Origin of the sequence: Streptomyces prunicolor, from assembly GCF_045162825.1 — a bacterium.
Classification (GTDB): domain Bacteria; phylum Actinomycetota; class Actinomycetes; order Streptomycetales; family Streptomycetaceae; genus Streptomyces; species Streptomyces prunicolor.
The window spans coordinates 9,262,054-9,286,238 of record NZ_CP108676.1; the positions used below are offsets into that span (position 1 = coordinate 9,262,054).

24 protein-coding genes are annotated in these 24,185 nt (G+C 69.5%); 16 read left to right on the forward strand and 8 right to left on the reverse strand.

The features are described from left to right. Positions 1–13: 13 nt before the first annotated feature. Positions 14–670, reverse strand: coding sequence for a helix-turn-helix domain-containing protein (locus OG588_RS42005; protein ID WP_405951820.1), 657 nt, complete (start codon positions 668–670; stop codon positions 14–16). Positions 671–901: 231 nt separating this feature from the next. Here OG588_RS42005 and OG588_RS42010 point away from each other — a divergent pair, with 231 nt between their 5' ends. After that, positions 902–1,564, forward strand: coding sequence for a hypothetical protein (locus OG588_RS42010; RefSeq protein WP_405951821.1), 663 nt, complete (start codon positions 902–904; stop codon positions 1,562–1,564). 62 nt (positions 1,565–1,626) lie between these two features. On the opposite strand, the gene OG588_RS42015 is transcribed toward OG588_RS42010, so the two are convergent. Together OG588_RS42015 and OG588_RS42020 are read right to left on the reverse strand one after the other, a co-directional pair. Next, complete coding sequence (locus OG588_RS42015) at positions 1,627–2,388, reverse strand: cache domain-containing protein (RefSeq protein ID WP_405951822.1); 762 nt, start codon at positions 2,386–2,388, stop codon at positions 1,627–1,629. A 39-nt stretch (positions 2,389–2,427) separates the two neighbouring features. Beyond that, positions 2,428–3,153, reverse strand: coding sequence for a FadR/GntR family transcriptional regulator (locus OG588_RS42020; RefSeq protein ID WP_405953346.1), 726 nt, complete (start codon positions 3,151–3,153; stop codon positions 2,428–2,430). Between the two features lie 131 nt (positions 3,154–3,284). On the opposite strand from OG588_RS42020, the gene OG588_RS42025 reads away from it, so the two are divergent. The 4 genes from OG588_RS42025 (at position 3,285) to OG588_RS42040 (ending at position 7,372) form a co-directional block, all read left to right on the forward strand. Continuing rightward, on the forward strand, positions 3,285–4,352 hold the full coding sequence (locus OG588_RS42025; protein ID WP_405951823.1) for an ABC transporter ATP-binding protein: 1,068 nt from the start codon (positions 3,285–3,287) through the stop codon (positions 4,350–4,352). A gap of 68 nt (positions 4,353–4,420) precedes the next feature. Beyond that, the gene (locus tag OG588_RS42030) at positions 4,421–5,632 is read left to right on the forward strand and encodes an ABC transporter substrate-binding protein (RefSeq protein WP_405951824.1); all 1,212 of its coding nucleotides are present in this window, start codon (positions 4,421–4,423) and stop codon (positions 5,630–5,632) included. Between the two features lie 3 nt (positions 5,633–5,635). Further along, a complete protein-coding gene (locus OG588_RS42035; RefSeq protein ID WP_019058974.1) occupies positions 5,636–6,499 on the forward strand; it encodes an ABC transporter permease in 864 nt (287 codons plus the stop codon). Between the two features lie 57 nt (positions 6,500–6,556). Next, complete coding sequence (locus OG588_RS42040) at positions 6,557–7,372, forward strand: ABC transporter permease (protein WP_318020019.1); 816 nt, start codon at positions 6,557–6,559, stop codon at positions 7,370–7,372. Between the two features lie 86 nt (positions 7,373–7,458). Here the strand turns inward: OG588_RS42040 and OG588_RS42045 are convergent, their stop codons facing one another. Beyond that, positions 7,459–8,871: an aminopeptidase P family protein gene (locus OG588_RS42045; RefSeq protein WP_405951825.1), complete on the reverse strand. Its 1,413-nt coding sequence runs from the start codon at positions 8,869–8,871 to the stop codon at positions 7,459–7,461. A gap of 139 nt (positions 8,872–9,010) precedes the next feature. Here OG588_RS42045 and OG588_RS42050 point away from each other — a divergent pair, with 139 nt between their 5' ends. The 11 genes from OG588_RS42050 to OG588_RS42100 all read left to right on the forward strand — a co-directional run bounded on the left by OG588_RS42050 (position 9,011) and on the right by OG588_RS42100 (position 20,746). Beyond that, complete coding sequence (locus tag OG588_RS42050; RefSeq protein WP_405951826.1) at positions 9,011–10,174, forward strand: NAD(P)/FAD-dependent oxidoreductase; 1,164 nt, start codon at positions 9,011–9,013, stop codon at positions 10,172–10,174. Continuing rightward, on the forward strand, positions 10,171–10,473 hold the full coding sequence (locus tag OG588_RS42055; protein ID WP_405951827.1) for a (2Fe-2S)-binding protein: 303 nt from the start codon (positions 10,171–10,173) through the stop codon (positions 10,471–10,473). Before OG588_RS42050 ends, OG588_RS42055 begins: the two co-directional genes overlap by 4 nt. Next, positions 10,466–11,959 (forward strand): FAD-dependent oxidoreductase, encoded by a 1,494-nt coding sequence (locus OG588_RS42060; RefSeq protein ID WP_405951828.1) that lies wholly within the window; start codon positions 10,466–10,468, stop codon positions 11,957–11,959. The genes OG588_RS42055 and OG588_RS42060 overlap by 8 nt, the downstream gene beginning before the upstream one ends. 60 nt (positions 11,960–12,019) lie before the next feature. Then, positions 12,020–12,916: a dihydrodipicolinate synthase family protein gene (locus OG588_RS42065; RefSeq protein WP_405953347.1), complete on the forward strand. Its 897-nt coding sequence runs from the start codon at positions 12,020–12,022 to the stop codon at positions 12,914–12,916. A 40-nt stretch (positions 12,917–12,956) separates the two neighbouring features. Continuing rightward, positions 12,957–13,958 carry a proline racemase family protein gene (locus OG588_RS42070; RefSeq protein WP_405951829.1) on the forward strand — a complete coding sequence of 334 codons (1,002 nt, stop codon included), beginning with the start codon at positions 12,957–12,959 and terminating at the stop codon, positions 13,956–13,958. Between the two features lie 69 nt (positions 13,959–14,027). Next, positions 14,028–14,723 (forward strand): GntR family transcriptional regulator, encoded by a 696-nt coding sequence (locus tag OG588_RS42075; protein ID WP_405951830.1) that lies wholly within the window; start codon positions 14,028–14,030, stop codon positions 14,721–14,723. A gap of 92 nt (positions 14,724–14,815) precedes the next feature. Beyond that, a complete protein-coding gene (locus tag OG588_RS42080) occupies positions 14,816–15,814 on the forward strand; it encodes a LacI family DNA-binding transcriptional regulator (protein WP_405951831.1) in 999 nt (332 codons plus the stop codon). Positions 15,815–15,924: 110 nt separating this feature from the next. After that, positions 15,925–17,271: an ABC transporter substrate-binding protein gene (locus OG588_RS42085; RefSeq protein ID WP_405951832.1), complete on the forward strand. Its 1,347-nt coding sequence runs from the start codon at positions 15,925–15,927 to the stop codon at positions 17,269–17,271. 4 nt (positions 17,272–17,275) lie between these two features. Continuing rightward, entirely contained in the window at positions 17,276–18,232 is a 957-nt protein-coding gene (locus tag OG588_RS42090; protein WP_405951833.1) for a carbohydrate ABC transporter permease, read from the forward strand. Next, positions 18,229–19,104 carry a carbohydrate ABC transporter permease gene (locus OG588_RS42095; protein WP_405951834.1) on the forward strand — a complete coding sequence of 292 codons (876 nt, stop codon included), beginning with the start codon at positions 18,229–18,231 and terminating at the stop codon, positions 19,102–19,104. The genes OG588_RS42090 and OG588_RS42095 overlap by 4 nt, the downstream gene beginning before the upstream one ends. Before the next feature lie 40 nt (positions 19,105–19,144). Beyond that, positions 19,145–20,746, forward strand: a complete 1,602-nt coding sequence (locus OG588_RS42100; protein ID WP_405951835.1) for a glycoside hydrolase family 13 protein — start codon at positions 19,145–19,147, stop codon at positions 20,744–20,746. Between the two features lie 57 nt (positions 20,747–20,803). Here the strand turns inward: OG588_RS42100 and OG588_RS42105 are convergent, their stop codons facing one another. From OG588_RS42105 to OG588_RS42120, 4 genes are read right to left on the reverse strand one after another with little or no spacing between them, the layout of a single operon-like run. Further along, a complete protein-coding gene (locus OG588_RS42105) occupies positions 20,804–21,622 on the reverse strand; it encodes an ABC transporter ATP-binding protein (RefSeq protein WP_366097926.1) in 819 nt (272 codons plus the stop codon). A 20-nt stretch (positions 21,623–21,642) separates the two neighbouring features. Then, positions 21,643–22,422, reverse strand: a complete 780-nt coding sequence (locus OG588_RS42110; protein ID WP_405951836.1) for an ABC transporter permease — start codon at positions 22,420–22,422, stop codon at positions 21,643–21,645. Next, complete coding sequence (locus OG588_RS42115) at positions 22,419–23,192, reverse strand: ABC transporter permease (RefSeq protein WP_405951837.1); 774 nt, start codon at positions 23,190–23,192, stop codon at positions 22,419–22,421. The genes OG588_RS42110 and OG588_RS42115 overlap by 4 nt, the downstream gene beginning before the upstream one ends. Further along, positions 23,189–24,157 carry an ABC transporter substrate-binding protein gene (locus tag OG588_RS42120; protein WP_405951838.1) on the reverse strand — a complete coding sequence of 323 codons (969 nt, stop codon included), beginning with the start codon at positions 24,155–24,157 and terminating at the stop codon, positions 23,189–23,191. Before OG588_RS42120 ends, OG588_RS42115 begins: the two co-directional genes overlap by 4 nt. Positions 24,158–24,185: the final 28 nt, after the last annotated feature.

The following is a 24,185-nucleotide window of genomic DNA, read 5'->3' on the forward strand; positions in this document are numbered from 1 at the left end:
GTTCTCCCCCGGATCACGACTCGGGCCGCTTCACGCTCTCCAGGAGCATGTCCAGCCACTCGGCGACCTTGTCGCGGTGCTGGTCGGTGGGCAACTGCGCGGCCCGCCAGGCGATTCCGCGTACTCCGTGGTCCTGGAGCAGCCGCTCCAGCGGGTCCTCCGCGGCCGAGGCCGCCGCCCGCTCACGGTCCGCGAGCTTCTGCAACAGCTCCTGCTCGGTGCGCTGGAGAGCGCCCGCGAGGGCCTCGGAGTCCTCGGCCGTGAGGAATCCGGCGTGCACGCGGAAGAAGCGCTGGAGGGCGTCGCAGTGCTCCATGGTGGGGCGCCGGTCGCCGTTGATGAGCGCGCCCGCCTGCTGGCGGGACATGCCCGCGCCGTCGGCGATCTCCTGCTGCGTGTACTTGCGCCCATTGGGCTTGAGTCTGGTGCGGCGCAACAGGTCGAGGCGTTGCAGGAACCGGGCCTGCACATCGGGCTCGCCCGCGGGACGGCCGCTCAGCAGCGCTCTGACCACGGGCTCCGGGACGCCGCAGGCGACGGACAGCCGGCCGATGTGGACGACCTCGGCCTGGGGCACGTCGAGCCGTCCGGCGAGCGCGGTGACGCGGTCGACGACGGCGGGCAGCAGAGCGGTCGCCGTCGTGCCCGGTACCTCGAAGCCATCCGACACCGACAGATCTCCTATACGTCTACGTCTCTCACAGGCTTCTCACAAACGGGGGCCGTGAACATCCCGGAGAGTAGCGGTTGGTTCGAACTCGCATCCAGGTCTCGCCACAACTGTGGCCAATTTCAGCCGTCAACAAGCATGAAATGCCACGATAGTTGACACGACTCGCGTCGGGGCACCAGGATCAAGGCGCCGCGAGAAGGCCGCATAGGCAAGAGGGGTGACCTCCCGATGGCGTATCAGGCAGGTGGGCAGCGGTCCGCGCCGCGGCCCGTCCCCGAGAGTCCCGAGGCCCAGGCGTATCTCCTGGACTACGCCGCGCTGTTGGAGGCCGTCACTTTTCCCTCCGTCGTCATGGACCACCGCTGGGACGTGGTGTTGACCAACGGCGCGTTCAAGTCACTTTTCCGGACGGTCGGCCCGCATCCGACGGCGATGCCGGGTGACAACTTCCTTCGCTTCGTGCTCTTCCACCCCGACGCGAGCACCGTTCTCGGTGAGCACGAGTCGAGTTGGTGCCTGCCGATGCTGGCCCACTTCGCCGCCGCCGTGGAGAGCCACGGACATGACCACGGCCTGCAGGCGATCCGCCGTGACATCGCCCAGGACCCGATCATGGAGGCCGCCTACCGCCAGGGCCTGCCGCACTGGATCCGCGCGGTCGGCGAGGAGGCCGTCGAGCACGACGGCGCGGTCCGCCCGGTGCTGCACCCCGACCCGCGCTGGGGTGCCACGGTCTGCCGAGTCGTCGGCGAGACCCCCAAGACCCTTGAGAACATGGGCTATACGCGTCTGACACTGGTCCTGCGCGAGGCCCGCCGCGTTCCACCGCCCAGGGCCCACCGGGCGGGCCGCGGCGCCGGACACCTGAGGGTGGTCCCCGCGGCCGAGTGAGTGCCGGCTGCTCCGCCTGTGCCGGGGATGCCTCAACTCGGCGCACGGATAAGCGAGTTCGGTCACCGCTCCGCCATGACCAGCACCAACGGCACCCCGTCGCACGGCACCAGCCGCGCCCCCCGCGCATACCCCGCCCGGCCCGCCGCCAGCGCCTCGGCGAAGTCCGGACCCTTGCTCAGCGAACCGACCAGGTGCCGGGGATCGGTGGACGCGGCCACCCGGCCCCGCGCGTTCACCAGCCGTGCCGGGCACGGCAGTTGGTGCAGCATCGGCATCACGGCCGCCTCGAAATGCCGTAGATACACGTCCGCCGCGGCCACCCCGGCGAACCGCCCCTCCACCTCGACCGGCGCGGACAGGGTGAGGCTGTACTCGTCCGAGCAGAGATAGTCGACGTACGGTCCGGCGACCGCCCGCTCCCCGGTGTCGCGGGGCAGCGCGAACCAGTCCCAGTGCGTGTAGTCGGCGTACGCCGAGTGCTCGGGATCGAGGTCGAGCAGCAGCGGTCGTATGCCGCCGTCGGAGGTGGACTGCCACCACTCCAGCCATGCCGGTACGTCGCTCAGCAGGCCCGGCGCGGCGACGAAACCGACGCCGGACACCAACTCGTGCCGGGCGAGCCGGAGATGGAGGCCCGGGCGCAGGGCGGCGAGGTCCACGGTCGCCGGGCGGCGGCCCTGTGCGGCCACCTTGGCGAGCAGCGCCGTCGTGTCGGCGCGGGTGGCGGCCACCGCGTCGAACACGGACTCCAGAGCCGAGCGGACCCCGGCCGCGACGGACTGCTCGGGTGCCGTGGCCGGTGTTGCCGTCGCGAGGCTCATGCGTGCCCTCCAGCAGACGGGGAGCGGACGCGGTGACAGTTACAGGGCCAGCCGCTCGGCGATGAGCCGCGCCGTCGATTCCTGCACGCACCGCTCGGCCAACTCCCTGGCCGAATCGTGGGCCCCATCTTGCACGGCCGAGATTACGGAGCGGTGACGGGCTGCGGCTTCTTCACGATATTCGTCATTCCCGAGCACGAGACACAGTAGAGCGCCGACCTCGGTCTGCAACGCGACCTGTTCGCGGGTGAGTCGGGCCGACTGCGCGGCGGCGGCCAGCTCGACATGGAACCGGCCGTACACCCGGCCGCGTGCCGCCGCGCCCTCGGCGTGCGTCAACTCCTCGGCCGTACGCCGGAGTTGGACCAGGTCCTCCGGCTCGGTGCGCTGGGCGGCGAGCCGGGCCGCGGTGCCCGACAGGGCCGCCCAGTGGTCGCCGAGGTCACGCAGCTCCTCGGTGCTCCAGCCGCGCAGCCTGACCTTCAGCCGCTCCTCGCCGGGCACTTCGGGCAGTGACACGAAGCTGCCGCCGCCGCGCCCTCGGCGGGTGGTGACCAGCCCCTGCTGGCGCAGCGCCATGAGCGCCTCCCGCAGGGTCACCGTGGACACCCCGAGCTGCCCGGCGAGCTCGCTCTCGCCCGGCAGCTGCTCGCCTTCGGCGAGCAGCCCGAGTTCGATGGCGTCCCCGAGCCTGCCGACGACGGCGTCGACCCGCGCCCGGTTGTCGACCGGGGCGAAGACGGCCTTTCGGGCGCCGCCGTTCATGTGCTGCTGCTGGTTCACGGTCACCACCTTGCACGTTGACTCAAGCTTTACCCTAAGGGGGTCTTGAGATTTGAACTATGAGTTCATATGTTTCCGTGCAACGTTACAGAGCACCAGAAAGGTTCCCGCCCATGGAGGGGATTGCGATCCGGCTGCGGGATCTGCGGAAATCGTTCGGGGACACGACCGCCGTGGCCGGGGTCGACCTGGAGATCAAGGACGGCGAGTTCTTCTCGATGCTGGGCCCCTCCGGCTCCGGCAAGACGACCGTGCTCCGCATGATCGCCGGCTTCGAGAGCCCCACCGGGGGCACCGTCGAACTCGCCGGCCAGGACGTCACCGGCCTCGCCCCCTTCGAACGGGACGTCCACACCGTCTTCCAGGACTACGCCCTCTTCCCGCACATGACGGTCGAAGCGAACGTCGCCTACGGCCTCAAGGTCCGGGGGGTCCCCAAGACCGAACGGCTCGCCCGCGCCCGAACAGCCCTCGCGGAAGTACGACTTGAGGGCTACGGCACCCGCCGCCCCGCCCAACTCTCCGGCGGCCAGCGGCAACGCGTCGCCCTCGCCCGCGCCCTCGTCGGCCGCCCCCGCGTGCTGTTGCTCGACGAACCGCTCGGCGCCCTCGACCTGAAACTGCGCGAGCAGATGCAGGTCGAACTCAAGGCGCTCCAGCGGGAGGTGGGCATCACCTTCGTCTTCGTCACCCACGACCAGGAGGAGGCCCTGACGATGAGCGACCGCATCGCCGTCTTCGACCAGGGCCGCATCCAACAGGTCGGCACTCCCGCCGAGGTCTACGAGCGCCCCGCGACCCCCTTCGTCGCGTCCTTCGTCGGCACGTCCAACCTGCTGGAGGGCGAGTCGGCGGAGCGGATCGTCGGCACCCCGGGCACCTACAGCATCCGGCCCGAGAAGATCCGCGTCCTCAAGGACTCTGCCGAATCCGACGACCCGGACCAGGAGAGCCCGGACCGCGGGAGCCGGGACCACGAGAGTGCCGTCGGTACCGTCGCCGAGGTCGTCTACCTCGGGGACTCCACCCGCTTCCTCGTCGACCTCGACGCCGGCGGCCGGCTCACCGCACTCCAGCAGAACCTGGAGACCTCCGCCGAGGACGTGGCCGCCTACCGCGGCAGCCGGGTGCGACTGCAATGGCACCGGCGCCACACGGTGCACGTTCCCGACCCCCGCTGACCCTGCCTCTCTCGCTGACCCCGCCCCTCCGCTTACCCCGACCCCGCTCCTCCCACGTCCTTTCACGTATGGAGAACGTCGTGCGCCTCACCCCAACCCTCAAGGCCGTCGCCGCCGTGGCCACGCTCGTGCTGGCCGCCACCGCCTGCGGCTCCTCCGGCTCGACAGGCAGTTCGTCCGGCGGCCTCAACCCCCCTGATCTCAAAGCCCAGTCGAAGCTCGGCAAGAGCGAGGGCGAGGTCAACCTGGTCGCCTGGGCCGGCTATGTCGAGGACGGCTCCAACGACCCCAAGGTGAACTGGGTCAGCGACTTCGAGAAGCAGACCGGCTGCCAGGTCAACTCCAAGGTCGCCGCCAGCTCCGACGAGATGGTCAAGCTGATGAAGACCGGCGAGTACGACGCCGTCTCCGCCTCCGGCGACGCCTCCCTGCGCCTCATAGCCTCCGGCGACGCCGCCCCCGTCAACACCAGCCTGGTCCCCAACTACAAAGACATTTTCCCCGACTTGAAGCTCCAGGCCTGGAACTCGGTCAAGGGCAAGGCCTACGGCATCCCGCACGGCCGCGGCGCCAACCTCCTGATGTACAACACCCAGAAGGTCACCCCCGCTCCGACCTCCTGGTCCGCGGTCTTCGACGACGCGGCCAAGTACAAGGGCCACGTCACCGCGTACGACTCGCCGATCTATATCGCCGACGCGGCCCTCTATCTCAAGGCCACCAAGCCCGAGTTGAAGATCAAGGACCCCTACGCGCTCGACCAGAAGCAGTTCGACGCCGCCGTCGCCCTGCTGAAGAAGCAGAACGCGGACATCGGCGAGTACTGGAGCGACTACCTCAAGGAGATCTCCGCCTTCAAGAGCGGCGACTCCGTCGTCGGCACCACCTGGCAGGTCATCGCCAACCTCACCGCCGACGAGGGCACCAAGATCAAGGCCTTCGTACCCAAGGAGGGTTCGACCGGCTGGTCCGACACCTGGATGATCTCCGCCAAGGCCAAGCACCCCAACTGCGCCTACCAATGGCTCAATTGGATCGTCTCGCCGAAGGCCAACGCCCAGGTCGCCGAGTACTTCGGCGAGGCACCCGCCAACGCCAAGGCCTGCGCCGAGACCAGCGACAAGAACTTCTGCACCACCTACCACGCCGCCGACACCGCGTACTGGAAGAACATCGCCTTCTGGAACACGCCCATCGAGCAGTGCCTCGACGGCCGTACGGACGTGAAGTGCGTGCCGTACGCCAAGTGGGTGCAGGCCTGGACCGAGATCAAGGGCTGAGCCATGTCCTTGCTGAACCGGACCGCGGGGGCGCTGTACCGGCGCCCCCGGCTACGGCTCTCCCTGCTGCTCACCGCACCGCTGCTGTGGCTCGCCGTGCTCTATCTCGGCTCCCTGAGCGTGCTGTTCGTCTCCGCGTTCTGGACGACCGACTCCTTCACTTCCGAGGTGGTGAAGGTCTGGTCGACCGACAACTTCCACGAGCTGTTCACGGTGCCCGTGTACCGGCAGGTCATCCTGCGCAGCATCGGCGTCGCGCTCGCCGTCACGGTCCTGTGCGCCGTGATCGCGTTCCCGCTCGCCTTCTACACGGCGCGAGTTGCGAAGCCGCGCCGGCGCCCGCTGCTCGTGGTCGCCATCCTCACCCCGCTGTGGGCCAGTTACCTGGTCAAGGTGTATGCGTGGCGGCTCATCCTGTCCCAAGGCGGCCTGGCCGACTGGATGTTGAAGCCGTTCGGGCTCAGCGGACCGGGGTTCGGACTGCCGGCCACCGTGCTCACCCTGACGTACCTCTGGCTGCCGTACATGGTCCTGCCGATCCACACCGCGCTGGAGCAGCTGCCCGCCAACCTCCTTGACGCGTCGGCGGACTTGGGCGCGCGGGCCGGGCGGACCTTCCGGTCGGTGGTGCTGCCGATGGTGCTGCCGTCCGTCGCCGCCGGCTCGATCTTCACCTTCTCGCTCAGCCTCGGCGACTACATCACCGTGCAGATCGTGGGCGGCAAGACCCAGCTGATCGGCAACCTCGTCTACTCCAACATCGAACTCAACCTGCCCATGGCCGCCGCCCTCGGCACCGTCCCCGTCGTCGTCATCGTGGTGTACCTGCTCGCGATGCGCCGCACAGGTGCGCTCAGCAGTCTGTAGAAGACTTTCGGAACCCTTTCAGAACTTCTCGACCGCCTCCGAAGGGGGTGACATGTCATGCAGCTCTCCCGTTCCGCGCGTATCGCGCTGCGCGTGGCCGCCGGGTTCGGCTTCGCGGTGATCTACGTCCCGCTCCTGCTCGTCCTCGTCAACTCCCTCAACCCGGACCGCAGCGCGAGCTGGCCGCCGTCCACCCTGACCCTGCACTGGTGGTCGGTCGCCTGGCAGAACTCCGGTGCCCGCGCGGCCCTCTGGGTCTCGGTGAAGGCCGGACTGGGTGCCACCGCCATCGCCCTCGTGCTCGGCACCCTGATCGCCTTCGCGGTCGCCCGGTACCGCTTCTTCGGCCGCGACGCCATCTCCTTCGTGGTCGTCCTGCCGATCGCGCTGCCCGGCATCGTCACGGGCATCGCCCTCAACTCGGCGTTCAGTACGGTACTTGAGCCACTGGGCGTGGGCCTCGGCCTGTTCACGGTGATCGTCGGACACGCCACCTTCTGCATCGTCGTCGTGTTCAACAACGTCGTCGCCCGGCTCCGGCGCACCTCCGGGTCGTACGAGGAAGCCGCGATGGACCTGGGCGCCGACACCTTCCGCGCCTTCGTCGACGTCACCTTTCCGCTGGTGCGCTCGGCGCTCCTCGCGGGCGGACTGCTCGCGTTCGCGCTGTCCTTCGACGAGATCGTGGTGACCACGTTCACCGCCGGGCCCGGCATCGAGACCCTGCCGATCTGGATCTTCAACAACATGACCCGCCCCCAACAGGCCCCGGTCGTCAACGTGGTGGCCGCGGTGCTCGTCCTGCTCTCCGTGCTCCCGATCTACGTCGCCCAGCGCCTGTCCGCCGACACGGCCACCGCGAGCCGCGTCTGACGGCGACCGGCCCACCCGGGCGCCCCAGGTGCGAGGCCTGCCTGACGACTGGTCACCCTGCCTGCCAGGGCGACCAGTCGACACTCTCAGCCCGCGAACTCCCGCATCCACGCCTCGACTTCGTCGGCCGAACGCGGCAACCCCGCCGACAGATTCTCGTAACCGTCCGCCGTCACCAGGAGATCGTCCTCGATCCGGACACCGATGCCCCGCCACTCCTCCGGCACCGTCAGATCGTCGGGCTGGAAGTACAGGCCGGGCTCGACGGTGAGCACCATGCCGGGTTCCAGGACCCCGTCCACGTACTCCTCGTTGCGCGCCTGGGCGCAGTCGTGGACGTCGAGCCCGAGCATGTGCCCGGTGCCCGCCATGGTGAACCGCCGCTGGAGCGACAGTTCGTACGCCCGCTCGGCGGGCCCGGCGATGAAGCCCCACTCCACCAGCCGCTCGGCCAGGGACCGTTGGGCCGCCTCGTGGAAGTCCCGGTAGTGCGCACCCGGCTTCACCGCCGCCATGCCGGCCTCCTGGGCCTCGAACACCGCGTCGTAGACCGTGCGTTGGACCGGGGTGAACGTACCGTTGATCGGGAGGGTGCGGGTGACGTCGGCGGTGTAGAGGCTGTGTGTCTCGACTCCCGCGTCGAGCAGGAGGAGTTCACCGGGGCGGACCGGGCCGTCGTTCTCGGTCCAGTGCATGATCGTGGCGTGCTCACCGGCGGCGCAGATCGAGCCGTAGCCGACATGGTTGCCCTCGACGCGGGCCCGGCGGAAGAACGTGCCCTCGATCCAGCGCTCCGAGGTGGCGATCGCCTGTGACAACTCCCTTACGACATCGGTGAATCCGCGCACTGTCGAGTCGACGGCCCGGCGCATCTCGCCGATCTCCCACGCGTCCTTCACCAGCCGCAGTCCGGAGACGGCCGACTCGAACTCGTCGTCCCGCTCCTCGTCGGTGTCGAGCGCCGCGTCCAGCGCCGGGTCCACGCCCCGGACGACGCGGGTGGGTGTCCCGGAGGTCTTCGCCAGATCCTCGGCGATCGTCCGAATGTCACGGCAGGGCAGCCCGAGTACCTGTGCCGACTCGGCGAGCGAGCGGCGGCGGCCCATCCACAGCTCGGCGGTGTAACCGGTCCAGAACTCGTCGCTGTCCCTGCTGTCACGGGGGAGTTGGTAGCAGTGCGCGTCGTGGCCGCCGTCGGGGCGGGGCTCCAGGACCAGGGCACCGTCGCGTGCCTGGTCGCCGGTGAGGTGCACATAGCCGGAGTACGGGCGGAACGGGTGGTGGCTGTCGTTCGAGCGGATCAGGAGGTTCCCGGACGGCACGACGAGGCGCTCGCCCGGGAAGAGCGCGGAGAGCGCGGCCCGACGGCGTGCCGCGTGCGGCGCCTGCTCGGTCGGCTCCAGATCCGTGCGCTCGGTGTCGGCCCAGCCGGTCCGCATCAGGGCGGACAGCTCGTCGGGGATTCCTCCGTACAGACCGTTCTTTCGGCCCTTGGCCACGTCGGGCACCTCTTCCGTGTGCGGTGATTCAGGGGGTGGTGAGTCAGAGTGTGGTGATTTCGGGTGTGGTGATTCGGGGGTGTGGTGACAGTCGCGTCGGGACATACCCAGCTAGAGAGGCATGTGACATAGTACTGCTGTGAGCAAGCGACTGACCTGCGATGTCGTGATCGTCGGGGCCGGAATGGTGGGCGCGGCCTGCGCCCTCTACGCGGCCCGGGCGGGACTCGACGTCGTCATCGTGGACCGCGGCCCGGTCTCCGGCGGCACGACCGGCGCCGGCGAGGGCAACCTGCTCGTCTCCGACAAGGAGCCGGGCCCGGAACTCGACCTCGCCCTCCTCTCTGGCCGCCTCTGGGCCCAACTCGCCGAGGAACTGGGGGAGTTCGTCGAGTACGAGGCGAAGGGCGGCCTCGTCGTGGCCTCCACGCCCGACGGGCTCGCCGCGCTGGAGCGCTTCGCCGACGAGCAGCGCACCGCCGGAGTCGTCGCTGGACCGGTCCAAGACGGTGCCCTGTACGACCTCGAACCCCATCTCGCCCCCGGCCTCCCCGGCGGCGTGTACTACCCCCAGGACTGCCAGGTGATGCCCGCCCTCGCCGCGGCCCACCTCGTGCGGGCCTCGGGCGCCCGCCTGCTCACCGGCTGCACGGTGACGGACGTACTCCTCAAGGCAGATGGAACGGTCCAAGGCATCCGCACCGACCGTGGCGACGTCCTCGCCCCCACGGTCGTCAACGCCGCCGGCACCTGGGGCGGGGAACTCGCCGCCCTCGCCGGAGTCACCCTCCCCGTCCTCCCGCGCCGTGGCTTCGTCCTCGTCACCGAACCGCTGCCCCGCCTGGTCCGCCACAAGGTGTACGCCGCCGATTACGTGGCCGACGTGGCCAGCGACTCGGCCGCGCTGCAGACCTCACCGGTCGTGGAGGGCACGGCCGCTGGACCGGTCCTGATCGGCGCGAGCCGCGAACGCGTCGGGTTCGACCGGGAGTTCTCGCTGCCGGTCGTACGGGCTCTGGCGGCGGGCGCGACGCAACTCTTCCCGTTCCTGTCCGACGTCCACGCGATGCGCTCCTACCTCGGCTTCCGCCCGTACATGCCGGACCACCTGCCCGCCATCGGCCCCGATCCCCGCGTCCCCGGCCTCGTCCACGCCTGCGGACACGAGGGCGCGGGCATCGGACTCGCCACCGGCACAGGGCACTTGATCGCCCAACTGCTGAGCGACAAGACCCCGGACCTCGACCCGGCCCCCTTTCGACCCGACCGCTTCCCCGAGCTACCCGAGGAGGAGGACGCGTGAACTCCCCACTGGACCTCGCCGACGCCCACCCGGGCCCGGCCTTCACCGTCACCCTCGACGGCCGCGCGATCGAGGCCCTCCCCGGCCAGACCGTCGCCGCCGCGCTGTGGACGGCGGGTGTGACGTCCTGGCGCACCACCCGTGGCGAGGGCCGGCCGCGCGGCATCTTCTGCGGGATCGGCGTCTGCTACGACTGCCTCGTCACCGTCAACGACCGCCCGAACCAACGGGCTTGCCTGGCGCCTTTGCACCCGGGAGACGCCATCCGTACGCAGGAGGGGACGGGCCACGATGACTGACGACCGACCGCACCTCGCCGTGATCGGAGCGGGCCCGGCGGGACTCGCCGCCACCGTCGCCGCCGCGGCCCACGGCGTCCGCGTGACCCTGATCGACTCGGCGACGCAGGCGGGCGGCCAGTTCTACCGACAGCCCGCCGCCGAACTGAACGCCGGACGCCCGCAAGCCCTGCACCACCAGTGGCGGACGTGGGAGCGGCTCAGCAACTCTCTCGCGGGACACGTAGAGGCGAGCCGCGTACGGCACTTGACGGATCATCATGTGTGGCTGGTGGAAAGGCGGTTGAGGCAGGAGGCCGGTACGTCCGACCGAGGTGGCCCGCGCGACGGAGGTGGCCCGCGCGACGCCTTCACCGTGCACGCCCTCCTCGGCCCCGAACAGCAGAACCCGGTCGAGGTACGCGCCGACGCCGTCCTCCTCGCCACCGGCGGCTACGAGAAGGTCCTCCCGTTCCCCGGTTGGACCGTTCCCGGAGTCCTCACCGCGGGCGGCGCCCAGGCCATGCTCAAGGGCGCCCTCGCCGTCCCCGGACGCACCGCCGTGGTCGCGGGCACCGGCCCGCTCCTCCTCCCCGTGGCAACCGGCCTCGCTGCGGCCGGTGTCGAGGTGGCCGCGCTCGTCGAGTCCGCCGACCCCAAGGCGTTCGCGCGACGATCCCGCGCGCTCGCCACACAGCCCGGCAAAGTCGCCGAGGGCGCCCGATACGCCGCTCAACTCCTGCGCCACCGGATCAAGTTGCTCACCCGGCACACAGTCATCCAGGCGCACGGTGATGACCGACTGGAGGCGGTGACCGTAGCCGCGCTCGACACCGACGGGCGGGTCCGGCCCGGCACCGAACGCCGTATCGCCTGCGACACCCTCGCCGTCGGTCACGGCATGCTTCCGCACACCGATCTCGCGGAGACCCTCGGCTGCCGTCTCGACGGACTCGACGTCCAGGTCGACGACGAGCAGCGCACCGACGTCCCCGGCGTCTGGGCGGCCGGCGAGACCACCGGCATCGGCGGCGCGGCCCTCTCCCTCGCCGAGGGCCACATCGCGGGCCGCTCCGCCGCCGCACGCCTGAACGGCACCGAACCCGACCCGCGCACCTGGGCGCCGGCCGCCAAGTCCCGTACCAAACTGCGGGAGTTCTTCGCCGTTCTCGACGCCGTGTACGCGCCGCCCGCCCGTTGGACCGATCTCGTCACCGACGACACCGTGGTCTGCCGCTGTGAGGAGGTCACCGGGGGAGCGATCCGCGAGGCCGTGGACGGGCTCGGCGCCGGTGACGTACGGACCGTGAAGCTGCTGACGCGGGCCGGGATGGGCTGGTGCCAGGGGCGGATGTGCGGGCTGGCTGCCGCGGGGTTGGCCGGGTGCGAACTCACCCCGTCCCGGCGGCCGTTCGCTCGTCCCGTACCGCTCGGGGTGCTGGCCCGGGCCGGAGAGGCCGAGGCCGACCGGCCGGTGGCCGCACCACCTGACGTCCTGCCCGACTGACCGTACGCCTTGTCCGCCAATGACATGTCACACCCTATTGAGATGGGATCCCAACCGCACATGACCACCACCCAGAACCGCCCCTGGCGCGGCGTCCTCGTCGCCACCGCCCTCCCGCTGACCGACGAACTCGCCGTCGACTACGACAAGTTCGCCGAGCACTGCGCCTGGCTGGTCGACAACGGCTGCGACGGTGTCGTACCGAACGGCTCGCTCGGCGAGTACCAGGTGCTCACCCCCGAGGAGCGCGCCAAGGTCGTCGAGACGGCCGTCGCCGCGATCGGCGGGGCGCGCGTGATGCCCGGCGTCGCCGCCTACGGTTCCGCCGAGTCCCGCCGCTGGGCCGAGCAGGCCCGTGACGCCGGCTGCGCCTCGGTGATGCTGCTGCCGCCCAACGCCTACCGCGCCGACGAGCGTTCGGTGCTCGCGCACTACGCGGAGGTCGCGAAGGCGGGCGTGCCGATCGTGGCGTACAACAACCCCATCGACACCAAGGTCGACCTGGTGCCGGAACTGCTCGCGAAGCTGCACGGCGAGGGGTACATCCACGCGGTCAAGGAGTTCTCCGGCGATGTCCGGCGTGCGTACCAGCTCGCCGAACTCGCCCCGGAACTCGACCTGTTGATCGGCGCCGACGACGTCCTGCTGGAGCTGGCGCTCGCGGGTGCGAAGGGTTGGGTGGCGGGTTATCCGAACGCGCTGCCCGCCGCGAGCGTCGAGCTGTACCACGCGGCCGTCGGCGGCGACCTGGCCACGGCGAAGAAGCTGTACGAGCAGCTGCACCCGCTGTTGCGCTGGGACTCGAAGGTGGAGTTCGTGCAGGCCATCAAGTTGTCGATGGACATTGTCGGCCGGCGTGGCGGTCCCGTGCGCCCGCCGCGCGTTCCGCTGCTGCCCGAGCAGGAGGCCGCTGTGCGTGCCGCTACTGAGAAGGCGGTCGCGGCCGGACTCGGGTAGACAACGGCATATCGGTTCACCGGCATTCACCAGGAGCGTCATGCGCAGCAAACTCGTCCTGCACGCCGTCGACTCGCACACCGAGGGCATGCCCACCCGCGTGATCACCGGCGGCATCGGCACGATCCCCGGCGCGACCATGAACGAGCGGCGGCTGTACTTCCGCGAACACCGCGACCACATCCGGCAGTTCCTGATGAACGAGCCGCGCGGGCACTCCGCGATGAGCGGCGCGATCCTGCAACCGCCCACCCGCCCCGACTGCGACTGGGGCGTCGTCTACATCGAGGTCTCCGGCTATCTGCCGATGTGCGGGCACGGCACGATCGGCGTGGCCACCGTGCTCGTCGAGACGGGCATGGTGGAGGTCGTCGAGCCGGTCACCACGATCCGGCTCGACACCCCGGCCGGACTGGTCGTCGCCGAGGTCGCCGTCGAGAACGGCGCGGCGAAGAACGTCACCCTCAGGAACGTCCCGTCGTTCTCCGTCGGCCTCGACCGGAAGATCACCCTCGCCGACGGGCGGACGGTGACATACGACATGGCGTACGGCGGCAATTTCTACGCCATCCTGCCGCTGGACCAGTTCGAGCTGCCCTTCGACCGGTCCCGCCAGGACGACATCATCAAGGCGGGCCTGTCCCTCATGGAGGCGATCAACGACCAGGAGGAGCCCGTCCACCCCGAGGACGCCTCCATCCGCGGCTGCCATCACGTCCACCTGTACGCGCCCGGCGCCACCGCCCGGCACTCCCGGCACGCGATGGCGATCCACCCGGGCTGGTTCGACCGCTCACCCTGCGGTACCGGCACCAGCGCACGCATGGCGCAGCTCCACGCGCGCGGTGAACTCCCGCTGCACACCGAGTTCGTGAACGAGTCCTTCATCGGCACCCGGTTCACCGGACGGCTCCTGGACACCACCGAGGTCGCCGGTGTCCCCGCCGTCCTGCCCAGCTTCACCGGCCGCGCCTGGATCACCGGCACCGCCCAGTACCTGCTCGATCCCACCGACCCGTTCCCGGCCGGATTCATCCTCTAGACCGGGGATAATGGCGGGTCACGCGTGACATTGCGCTCTGTGTGACATTGCACTACTAGGAGATTTCCGATGGCCGTCCAGCGCGCCAGCGCCTCGCCCACCACCGCTCCGGAGCTGCCCACGCTGGGCGGCAAGAAGAGCAGCTATCGCGAGCGGGTCGTCGATGCCCTGCGGGCCGCGATGATCGCGGGGGAGCTGCGGCCCGGCGAGGTGTACTCCGCGCCGACGCTCGCCGCCCGCTTCGGTGTCTCGGCGACCCCGGTGCGCGAGGCCATGCTGGACCTGGTCAAGGAGGGGCTGGTCGACACCGTTCCCAACAAGGGGTTCCGGGTCACCGCCGTCTCCGAGAAGCAGCTCGACGAGTACACCCACATCCGCGCGCTGATCGAGATTCCCACGGTGGTGGGGCTGGCCGGGACCGTCGACCCCGTCTCGCTGGAGGCGCTGCGCCCGGCCGCCCGGGAGATCGTCCACGCGGCCGTGGCCGGTGACCTCATCGCGTACGTGGAGGCCGACACCCGCTTCCACCTCGGGCTGCTCGCCCTGGCCGGCAATGCCCACCTCGTCGAGGTCGTCGGTGATCTGCGGGGGCGTTCGCGTCTCTACGGGCTGACCGCGCTGGTCGAGGCCGGACGCCTGCTGGCCTCCGCGCAGGAGCATCTGGAGCTGCTGGACGCGCTGTTGGACCGTGACAAGCGGGCCGTGCGTGAGATCATGACCCGGCACCTGGGGCATGTCCGCGGTCTGTGGGCCGCTCACGACTGACCGGCACCGGAAGCCGGGTGGATCTGTGGGCGACGTGATCCGACCACCCCATAACGCAAACCACTTGCGTATCTTGCGCTATTCTTGCGCACATGACGCGACGACTTGCTGAGGTGGCGAAGAAGGTCGGGGTCAGCGAGGCCACGGTCAGCCGGGTGCTCAACGGCAAACCCGGAGTCTCCGAGCCCACCCGGCAGGCGGTGCTCTCCGCCCTGGACGTTCTCGGCTACGAGCGACCCACACAACTGCGCGGTGAACGCGCGCGGTTGGTGGGGCTGGTGCTGCCCGAGCTGCAGAATCCCATCTTCCCCGCCTTCGCCGAGGTGATCGGCGGCGCGCTCGCCCAACTCGGCCTGACCCCGGTGCTGTGCACCCAGACCAAGGGTGGCGTCTCCGAGGCCGACTACGTGACGTTGCTGCTACAACAGCAGGTCTCCGGCGTCGTGTTCGCCGGCGGGCTCTACGCGCAGGCGGACGCGCCGCACGACCACTACCGACTGCTCGCCGAGCGCAACATCCCGGTCGTCCTGGTCAACGCGGCCATCGACCATCTCGGCTTCCCCGCCGTGTCCTGCGACGACGCGGTCGCCGTCGAGCAGGCCTGGCGGCACCTCGCCTCCCTCGGCCACGAGCGCATCGGGCTCGTCCTCGGCCCCGCCGACCACATGCCGTCCGCACGGAAGTTGGCCGCCGCGCGGGCCATCGCGGCGGACCTGCCCGACGAGTTCGTCGCCCGGGCCATCTTCTCCATCGAGGGCGGCCACGCCGCGGCCTCCCGGCTGATCGACCGGGGCGTCACCGGCATCATCTGCGCCAGCGACCCCCTCGCCCTGGGTGCGGTAAGGGCCGCCCGCCGCAAGGGACTTGGCGTCCCGTCACACATTTCCGTCGTGGGTTACGACGACTCCGCCTTCATGAACTGCACCGAGCCCCCGCTGACCACCGTCCGCCAGCCCATCGAGGCCATGGGCCGGGCCGCCGTGGAGCTGCTGAACTCACAGGTCGGCGGCACCGCCGTACCGGCCGAAGAGCTGCTCTTCGAACCGGAATTGGTAGTGCGCGGTTCCACCGCGCAAGCCCCGCGCGGCTGATAGTCACCGCGCTGTCGAATAATTACAGATTCTGCGCGACATCTTGCGGACAGGTGTCGGCGGTGCTTGAGTGTGCGGCGCCCACCGCTCCTGCCCAGAGGGGTCCACCGATGAGAAGCACCGGGTTCCGCCGCACCTTCGCCGCGATCGGCGTCTGTTCTCTCGCGCTCACTGCCGCCGCCTGCGGGTCCGGTGACGACTCGGCGAGCGGCAAGACGCGCATCACGGTCAACTGCGAGCCGCCCAAGAGCGCCAAGGTCGACCGCAAGTTCTTCGATTCCGACGTCGCGGCCTTCGAGAAGAAGAACACCGACATCGACGTCGTCACCCATGACGCGTTCCCCTGCCAGGACCCGAAGACCTTCGACGCCAAGCTCGCCGGCGGCCAGATGGAGGACGTGTTCTACACGTACTTCACCGACGCCAAGCATGTCGTCGACATCAACCAGGCGGCCGATCTCACGCCGTACATCAAGGAGTTGAAGAGTTACGACACGCTGCAGAAGCAGCTGCGTGATATCTACACCGTCGACGGGAAGATCTACGGCATCCCGCGCACCGGCTACTCGATGGGCCTGATCTACAACCGCAAGCTCTTCCAGCAGGCCGGCCTCGACCCCGACAAGGCACCGACGACCTGGGCCGAGGTCCGCGCCGACGCCAAGAAGATAGCCGCGCTCGGCAACGGCACCATCGGCTACGCCGACTACAGCGCCCAGAACCAAGGGGGTTGGCACTTCACCGCCGAGATGTACTCGCAGGGCGGCGACGTCGTCAGCGCCGACGGCAAGAAGGCCACCATCGACACGCCCCAGGGGCACGCCGTCCTGCAGAACCTGCTCGACATGCGCTGGACCGACAACTCGATGGGCAGCAAGCAGCTCCTCGTCATCAACGACGTGCAGCAGCTGATGGGTTCGGGCAAGCTCGGCATGTACCTCTCCGCGCCGGACAACATCCCGATCCTGGTCAAGGAGAAGGGCGGCAACTACGACGACCTCGCCCTCGGCCCGATGCCCGGCGGTCAGGGCACGCTCATCGGCGGCGACGGCTACATGTTCAACAAGCACGACACGCCCGCCCAGATCCGCGCCGGCCTCAAGTGGCTCGACAGCATGTTCCTCACCCCGGGCAGCGGCTTCCTCGGCGACTACGCCCGCGCCAAGAAGGCCAACGCGCCCGTCGGACTGCCCGAACCGCGCCTGTTCACCGGCGCCGCCGACGCCAAGGACCAGCAGGTCAAGAAGGCCAACTCCAATGTCCCGGTGGCCAATTACCAGGCCTTCCTCGACGGCAACCAGTCGCTCCAGATGAAGATCGAGCCGCCGGACGCCCAGCAGATCTACTCCGTCCTCGATTCGGCCGTCTCCGCCGTCCTCACCAAGAAGGACGCGAACATCGACCAACTCCTCAAGGACGCCTCCGGAAAGATCGACGGCATCCTGGCCCGGGGCTGACCCGATGACCCGGACGGCCACCCGGAGTCCCGTCGAGCCGACGGCGGTACGACAGGTCCAGGCGCCGCCCCCGGCAGGGGGCCGGGGGCGGCGCCGCCTCCTCGACCAGGCCCGTGCCTACGCCTTCCTCATCGGCGGCCTGATCTGCTTCGCCCTGTTCTCCTGGTACCCGGCGATCCGCGCGGTCGTGATCGCCTTCCAGAAGTACACGCCCGGCTCCTCGCCCGAGTGGGTCGGCACCGCCAACTTCACCCAGGTCTGGCACGACCCCGAGTTCGCCGCGGCCTGGCGCAACACCCTCGTCTTCACCCTGCTGGCCCTGCTCATCGGCTTCGCGATCCCGTTCGTACTCGCCCTGGTCCTCAACGAGTTGAGGCACTGGAAGGCCTTCTTCAGGGTCGTCGTCTACCTTCCGGTGATGATCCCGCCGGTGGTCACCGCCCTGCTGTGGAAGTGGTTCTACGACCCGGGAGCGGGCCTCGCCAACGAGACGCTGCGATTCCTGCACCTGCCCACCTCGAACTGGTCCAACGGCACCGACACCGCCCTCATCTCCCTGGTGATCGTGGCCACTTGGGCCAACCTGGGCGGCACCGTCCTGATCTACCTGGCCGCGCTCCAGTCCATCCCCGGCGAGCTGTACGAGGCCGCCGAACTGGACGGCGCGAGCCTGCTGCAACGCGTCCGGTATGTGACGATCCCTCAGACCCGTTTCGTCATCCTGATGCTGATGCTCCTTCAGATCATCGCCACGATGCAGGTGTTCACCGAACCGTTCGTCATCACCGGTGGCGGACCGGAGAGCGCCACCGTCACCGTCCTCTACCTGATCTACAAATACGCCTTCCTCTACAACGACTTCGGCGGCGCCTGCGCGCTCAGCGTGATGCTCCTCGTGCTGCTCGGCGTCTTCTCGGCCCTCTATCTGCGGCTGACCCGCTCCGGAGAGGACGACCTGTGACCACCCGCACGCTGCTCTCCCCGGCGACCCTCGCCAGGCCGCGCGGAAAGGCCGTCTACTGGACGGTGTTCACCGGCGTCGTCGTGCTCTTCGCGCTCGCCTTTCTCTTCCCCGTCTACTGGATGGTCACCGGCGCGATGAAGTCGCCGGACGAGATCGCGCAGACCCCGCCCACGATCGTGCCCCACCACTGGCACCTCAACGGCTACACCGACGCCTGGGACCTGATGCAGCTCCCGGAGCACCTGTGGAACACGGTCGTCCAGGCCGCCGGCGCCTGGGCGTTCCAACTGGTCCTCTGCACGGCCGCCGCCTACGCCCTGTCCAAACTGAAGCCCGCCTTCGGCAAGTTGATCCTCGGCGGCATCCTGGCGACGCTGATGGTTCCGGCCCAGGCACTCGTCGTACCCAAGTACCTGACCGTCGCCGATCTCCCGCTGATCCACACCAGCCTGCTCAACAGCCCCCTCGGCATCTGGCTTCCGGCCGTCGCCAACGCCTTCAACCTGTACCTCCTCAAGCGGTTCTTCGACCAACTCCCGCGTGACGTCATGGAGGCCGCCGAGATCGACGGCGCCGGGAAACTCCGCACCCTGTGGTCCATCGTCCTGCCCATGTCCCGGCCCGTGCTCGGCGTCGTGTCGATCTTCGCGCTCGTCGCCGTCTGGCAGGACTTCCTGTGGCCGCTGATGGTCTTCTCCGACACCGACAAACAGCCGATCAGCGTGGCACTCGTCCAGCTGTCCCAGAACATCCAACTGACCGTGCTCATCGCCGCGATGGTGATCGCGAGCATCCCCATGGTCGCGATGTTCCTGGTCTTCCAGCGGCACATCATCGCCGGGATCAGCGCGGGCAGCACGAAGGGCTGACACCGCCCCCTTCGACGCCCCCGACAGAAAGGCCAGCACCGTGGGACAGCCCCCCCATGCCCAGAGCCAGGACGACTGGTGGCGCTCCGCCGTCATCTACCAGGTCTACGTCCGCAGTTTCGCGGACGGCGACGGCGACGGCACCGGCGACCTCGCGGGCGTTCGCTCCCGACTGCCGTATCTCGCCGAACTCGGCGTGGACGCCCTGTGGTTCAACCCCTGGTACCTGTCACCGATGAAGGACGGCGGCTACGACGTCGCCGACTACCGCGCCATCGACCCGGCCTTCGGCTCGCTCGCCGAGGCGGAGAAACTCATCGCCGAGGCACGGGAGTTGGGCATCCGCACGATCGTCGACATCGTGCCGAACCACGTCTCCGACCAGCACCCGTGGTTCCGTGCCGCCCTCGCCGGGGGCCCGGAGCGCGAGCTGTTCCACTTCCGCCCGGGACGCGGCGAGCACGGTGAACTCCCGCCCAACGACTGGCCGTCGCAGTTCGCCGGCTCCACCGAACCGGTGTGGACCCGCCTCCCCGACGGCGACTGGTACCTCCACCTGTTCACCCCCGAACAGCCCGACCTCAACTGGGCCCACCCGGCGGTGCGTCAGGAGCACGAGGACATCCTGCGCTTCTGGTTCGAGCGCGGTGTCGAGGGCGTCCGCATCGACTCGGCGGCGCTGCTCGCCAAGGACCCCGCCCTGCCCGACTTCGTCGAGGGCCGCGACCCCAACCCCTTCGTCGACCGCGACGAACTCCACGACATCTACCGCTCCTGGCGGGCCGTCGCCGACGAGTACGGCGCCGTCTTCGTCGGCGAGGTCTGGCTGCCCGACACCGAACGCTTCGCCCGCTACCTGCGCCCCGACGAACTGCACACCGCCTTCAACTTCGCCTTCCTGTCCTGCCCTTGGGACCCGGAGCGACTGCGCGCCTCGATCGACGAGACCCTCGCCGAGCACGCCCCGATAGGCGCGCCCGCCACCTGGGTCCTGTGCAACCACGACGTGACCCGCACGGTCACCCGCTACGGCCGCGCCGACACCGGCTTCGACTTCGCCACCAAGGCCTTCGGCACCCCGACCGACCTCGCCCTCGGCACCCGGCGCGCGAGAGCGGCGGCGCTGCTGTCACTGGCCCTGCCGGGGGTCGTCTACCTCTACCAGGGGGAGGAGCTGGGGCTGCCCGAGGTCGAGCTGCCCGTCGACCGCATACAGGATCCGATGTACCTCAGGTCCGGCGGCACCGACCCCGGACGCGACGGCTGCCGGGTGCCGCTGCCCTGGGTCGAGGGCGCACCGTACGCGGGCTTCGGCTCGCGCGAGGAGCCGTGGCTGCCGCAGCCGGTCGGTTGGACATCGTATGCGGTCGACCGTCAGCAGCGGACCGTCGACTCCATGCTCAACCTCTACCGCGAGGCGATCCGCCTCCGACCGGTCTTCGGCGACGGCCCCCTCACCTGGCTGCCCGCCCCGGACGGCGCCCTGACCTTCAGTCGCCCGGGCGGCGCGATGTGCGTGGTCAACCTGTCGGACGAGCCCGTCGAACTCCCCCCGCGCACCCGGCTCCTCCTCGCCAGCGGCCCCTTGGACGACCGGGGCCGCCTCCCACAGGACACGGCTGTCTGGCTGCACACCGCATAGCCGTCGGCCATCGGCCGTCACCCCGCGTCGCGAACACCGGCCGGTCCATGGCGCAGTTCAGCGAAGGGGAGGCGTGTCCGACGGCGCGAGCCGGTCCTGAACCGGGAGAGTTCCGCGCTTCGCCGCCTGGATCTGCTCGTACACATGGGTCCGCAGTTCGGCGAAGCGCGGGGCGACCCGGGTGTGCAACTGGTCGCGCTCCACGGGCAGATCGACCTTCAGCTGCTCCTGCACGACGGTCGGGGACGCGGACAGCACGACCACGCGCTCGCCCAAGTACACGGCCTCGTCGATGTCGTGGGTCACGAACAGGATCGTGATCCCGCGCTCCCGCCACAACCCCCGTACCAGGTCCTCCAGATCGGCCCGGGTCTGTGCGTCGACCGCGGCGAACGGCTCGTCCATCAGCAGGACTTCGGGCTCGTACGCCAGCGCTCGCGCGATCGCGACCCGCTGCTGCATACCGCCGGACAGCTGCCACGGATACGCCCCCGCCGCCTCCGTCAGCCCCACCGACTCCAGCGCGTCCGCGACCAGCTCACGCCGTCGGGCCTTCGACAAGTCCTTCTGCTTCAGCGGCAGTTCGACGTTCTCGCCGACCCGCATCCAGGGGAAGAGGCTGCGGCCGTACTCCTGGAACACGAACGCCATACCGGGCGGCGGACCGCTCACCTTCCGTCCGCCGAGGAGGACTTCACCCGCGGTCGGGGTGAGCAGCCCGCCCATGCACTTCAACAGGGTTGTCTTGCCGCAGCCCGACGGGCCGACGAGACAGACGAGTTCGCCGGCGTCGACGGTGAAGGTCAGGTCCCGCACCGCCTCCACCCGTCGGCCGGAACCTTCGTAGACCTTGTTCAGGCCACGTACGTCGAGCATGGACCGCCCTTTCACGATGTTCACGGGGTTCGGCGGGCGGCGGCGCGCAGGCCGTGGTACCAGCCGAGCACCCGCCGCTCGACCACCTGGAAGACGACGGAGAGCAGGAACCCCAGCATCCCGAGGACGAGGATGCCCGTCCACATGTCCGGGACGGCGAAGCTGCGTTGGAACTGGACGACGGTGTAGCCCAGTCCGTCGGTGCCCGCGAACATCTCGCTGATGACCATGAGGATGATCCCGATGGACAGCGCCTGGCGCAGCCCCGTGAAGATCTGCGGGCTGGCCGAGCGCAGCACCAGCGTGCGCAACCGGGCGGCACCGGTGATGCCGTAGGAGAGGGCCGTCTCCTTCATGACCGGGTCGACCGCGCGGACGCCCTCGACCGTGTTGAGGAGGACGGGCCAGACACAGCCGCTCGCGATGACCACGATCTTCATCGTGTCGCCGATGCCCGCGAACAGCATGATGACCGGCACCAGCACCGGCGGCGGCACCGCGCGCAGGAACTCCAGGACCGGTTCGCACACCGCGCGCACCCGCCGGTACGAGCCGATCACCGTGCCGAGCGCGACACCGACCACGGCCGCCGTGGCGTAACCGGCCGTCAGCCGCAGGATGCTGGGCACCACGTCCGTCTTGAACCGGTCGGCGGTCCACACGTCCGGGAACGTCCTGAGGATCGTCCGCAGCGGTGGCCAGAACACGTTGGTGCTGCCGTCCGACGCCAGCCACCAGACGGAGAGCAGCACAGCCGGGAGCGCGACCACGAACAGCAGCCGGATCAGAGCCCGCCTCACACCGCCACCTCCCCGCGCACCGACTGGTGCCAGGCCAGCGCCCGCCGTTCCACCGTACGCGCGCCCACGTTGATGAGCAGCCCCAGCAGACCGGTCACCACGATCAGCGCGTACATCTCCGGTACGGCCTGCGAGGTCTGCGCGACCATGATGGTCGCGCCCAACCCCGGTGCCCCGATGACCAGTTCGGCCGTGATGGTCAGGATCAGCGCGACGGCCGCCGCCAGCCGTACCCCCGTCATGACGTACGGCAGCGCGCTCGGCCACAGCACGTGCCGCACCCGGGCCCAGGTGCCCAGGCCGTACGACCGCGCCGTCTCCTCGGCGACCGGGTCGACGTCCTGGACGCCGTAGAGGACCTGGATGAGGATCTGCCAGAACGAGGCGTAGACGACGAGCAATAGCACCGACTTCAGTTCGGTGCCGTACAACAGCACCGCGAGGGGGATGAGGGCGACCGACGGGATCGGGCGGAGGAATTCGATCGTCGACGCCGTGGCCTCGCGGAGGTGGGGGACGACGGAGAGCAGGACGCCGACGACGATGCCCGCGCCGACGGCGATCGCGAGGCCCAGGGCCCAGCCGGTGAGGGTGTCGCCGAGCGCCGACCAGAAGGCGCCGTCCTCGAGTTCGTCCCAGAACGCGGACGCGATGCGGCTGGTCGGCGGGAAGTAGGCCTCCTTGACGATGCCGACGCGCGGCACGACCTCGCCGAGGGCGAGGAAGGCCGTGAGTCCGGCCGCACCGAGTGCGGTGTTCAGTCCTTTCACGGGAGCAGCGTGTTCAGGTCGGGGGTCTTCTTGAAGAGGCCGTCGGTCTCGCTCAGCTTCTCCAGCGCCTCGATCGACGAACGGTTCGGATCGGCGGGCCACTTGGGCAGGATCACCTTGGCCAGCACGCTTGCCGGGACCTTGGTGTAGGTGGCCACGATCTGACGGACCTCGTCCGGGTGCGCGTCGGCGTAGGCCAGCGACTCGGCGGTGGCCTCCTGGAACTTCTTCACCACGTCCGGGTTCTTGGCCGCGTACGCCGTCGACGTGAAGTACATGGCGACGGTGAGGTTCGGCGCGACGTCGACCAGCGGCCAGGCGATCTGCTGGGCGCCCTGGTTCAGCATGGTGGTGAGCGCGGGTTCGACGGCCATCGCGGCGTCGATCTGGCCCTTGTCGAGCGCGGCCGGCATCTGGTCGAAGGCCAGCTCGACAAATTTGACCTTGTCCGGGTCGCCGCCGGCCTTGCGGACGGATTCGCGTACGGCCGTCTCGTTGATGTTCTTCAGCGTGTTGACCGCGACCTTCTTGCCCTCCAACTCCTTCGCCGACTTGAGGGTGCTGCCCTTCTTGACGACGAGGGCGCCAAAGTCCTTGCCGGACACGCCCGTTGAGGCGACGCCGTTGGCGATGGCCTTCACGGGGACGTCGTTGGACTGGGCGAGCATCAACGAGGTCATGTTGGAGAAGCCGAACTGGAACTGGCCGCTGACCACACCCGGCACGATGGCCGCGCCGCCCTGCGCGAGGGTCATGGTCAGTTTCAGTCCGTGCTTGCTGAAGAAGCCTTCTTTCTGGCCGAGGTAGAGCGGGGCGACATCGACGATGGGGATGACCCCCACCTTGACCGTGGTGGTACCGGTGGACGAGCTGTTCTGATCCGACGCTCCGTTGCCGGACGAACCGCAGGCCGACGCGGCGACCAGCACGGTTCCGGCCGCGAGGCCGACGAGCAGACGACGCATGGCAACTCCTGTGCAGACGACGGTGTTC

Excerpts from the sequence above, each read along its gene's own strand:
- OG588_RS42020 (WP_405953346.1), bottom strand. The coding sequence starts at position 3,153 with ATGAACGGCGGCGCCCGAAAGGCCGTCTTCGCCCCGGTCGACAACCGG.
- OG588_RS42010 (WP_405951821.1), top strand. The coding sequence starts at position 902 with ATGGCGTATCAGGCAGGTGGGCAGCGGTCCGCGCCGCGGCCCGTCCCC.
- OG588_RS42065 (WP_405953347.1), top strand. The coding sequence starts at position 12,020 with ATGACCACCACCCAGAACCGCCCCTGGCGCGGCGTCCTCGTCGCCACC.
- OG588_RS42015 (WP_405951822.1), bottom strand. The coding sequence starts at position 2,388 with ATGAGCCTCGCGACGGCAACACCGGCCACGGCACCCGAGCAGTCCGTC.
- OG588_RS42090 (WP_405951833.1), top strand. The coding sequence starts at position 17,276 with ATGACCCGGACGGCCACCCGGAGTCCCGTCGAGCCGACGGCGGTACGA.
- OG588_RS42035 (WP_019058974.1), top strand. The coding sequence starts at position 5,636 with ATGTCCTTGCTGAACCGGACCGCGGGGGCGCTGTACCGGCGCCCCCGG.
- OG588_RS42025 (WP_405951823.1), top strand. The coding sequence starts at position 3,285 with ATGGAGGGGATTGCGATCCGGCTGCGGGATCTGCGGAAATCGTTCGGG.
- OG588_RS42105 (WP_366097926.1), bottom strand. The coding sequence starts at position 21,622 with ATGCTCGACGTACGTGGCCTGAACAAGGTCTACGAAGGTTCCGGCCGA.
- OG588_RS42060 (WP_405951828.1), top strand. The coding sequence starts at position 10,466 with ATGACTGACGACCGACCGCACCTCGCCGTGATCGGAGCGGGCCCGGCG.
- OG588_RS42075 (WP_405951830.1), top strand. The coding sequence starts at position 14,028 with ATGGCCGTCCAGCGCGCCAGCGCCTCGCCCACCACCGCTCCGGAGCTG.
- OG588_RS42120 (WP_405951838.1), bottom strand. The coding sequence starts at position 24,157 with ATGCGTCGTCTGCTCGTCGGCCTCGCGGCCGGAACCGTGCTGGTCGCC.
- OG588_RS42030 (WP_405951824.1), top strand. The coding sequence starts at position 4,421 with ATGGAGAACGTCGTGCGCCTCACCCCAACCCTCAAGGCCGTCGCCGCC.
- OG588_RS42080 (WP_405951831.1), top strand. The coding sequence starts at position 14,816 with ATGACGCGACGACTTGCTGAGGTGGCGAAGAAGGTCGGGGTCAGCGAG.
- OG588_RS42085 (WP_405951832.1), top strand. The coding sequence starts at position 15,925 with ATGAGAAGCACCGGGTTCCGCCGCACCTTCGCCGCGATCGGCGTCTGT.
- OG588_RS42070 (WP_405951829.1), top strand. The coding sequence starts at position 12,957 with ATGCGCAGCAAACTCGTCCTGCACGCCGTCGACTCGCACACCGAGGGC.
- OG588_RS42040 (WP_318020019.1), top strand. The coding sequence starts at position 6,557 with ATGCAGCTCTCCCGTTCCGCGCGTATCGCGCTGCGCGTGGCCGCCGGG.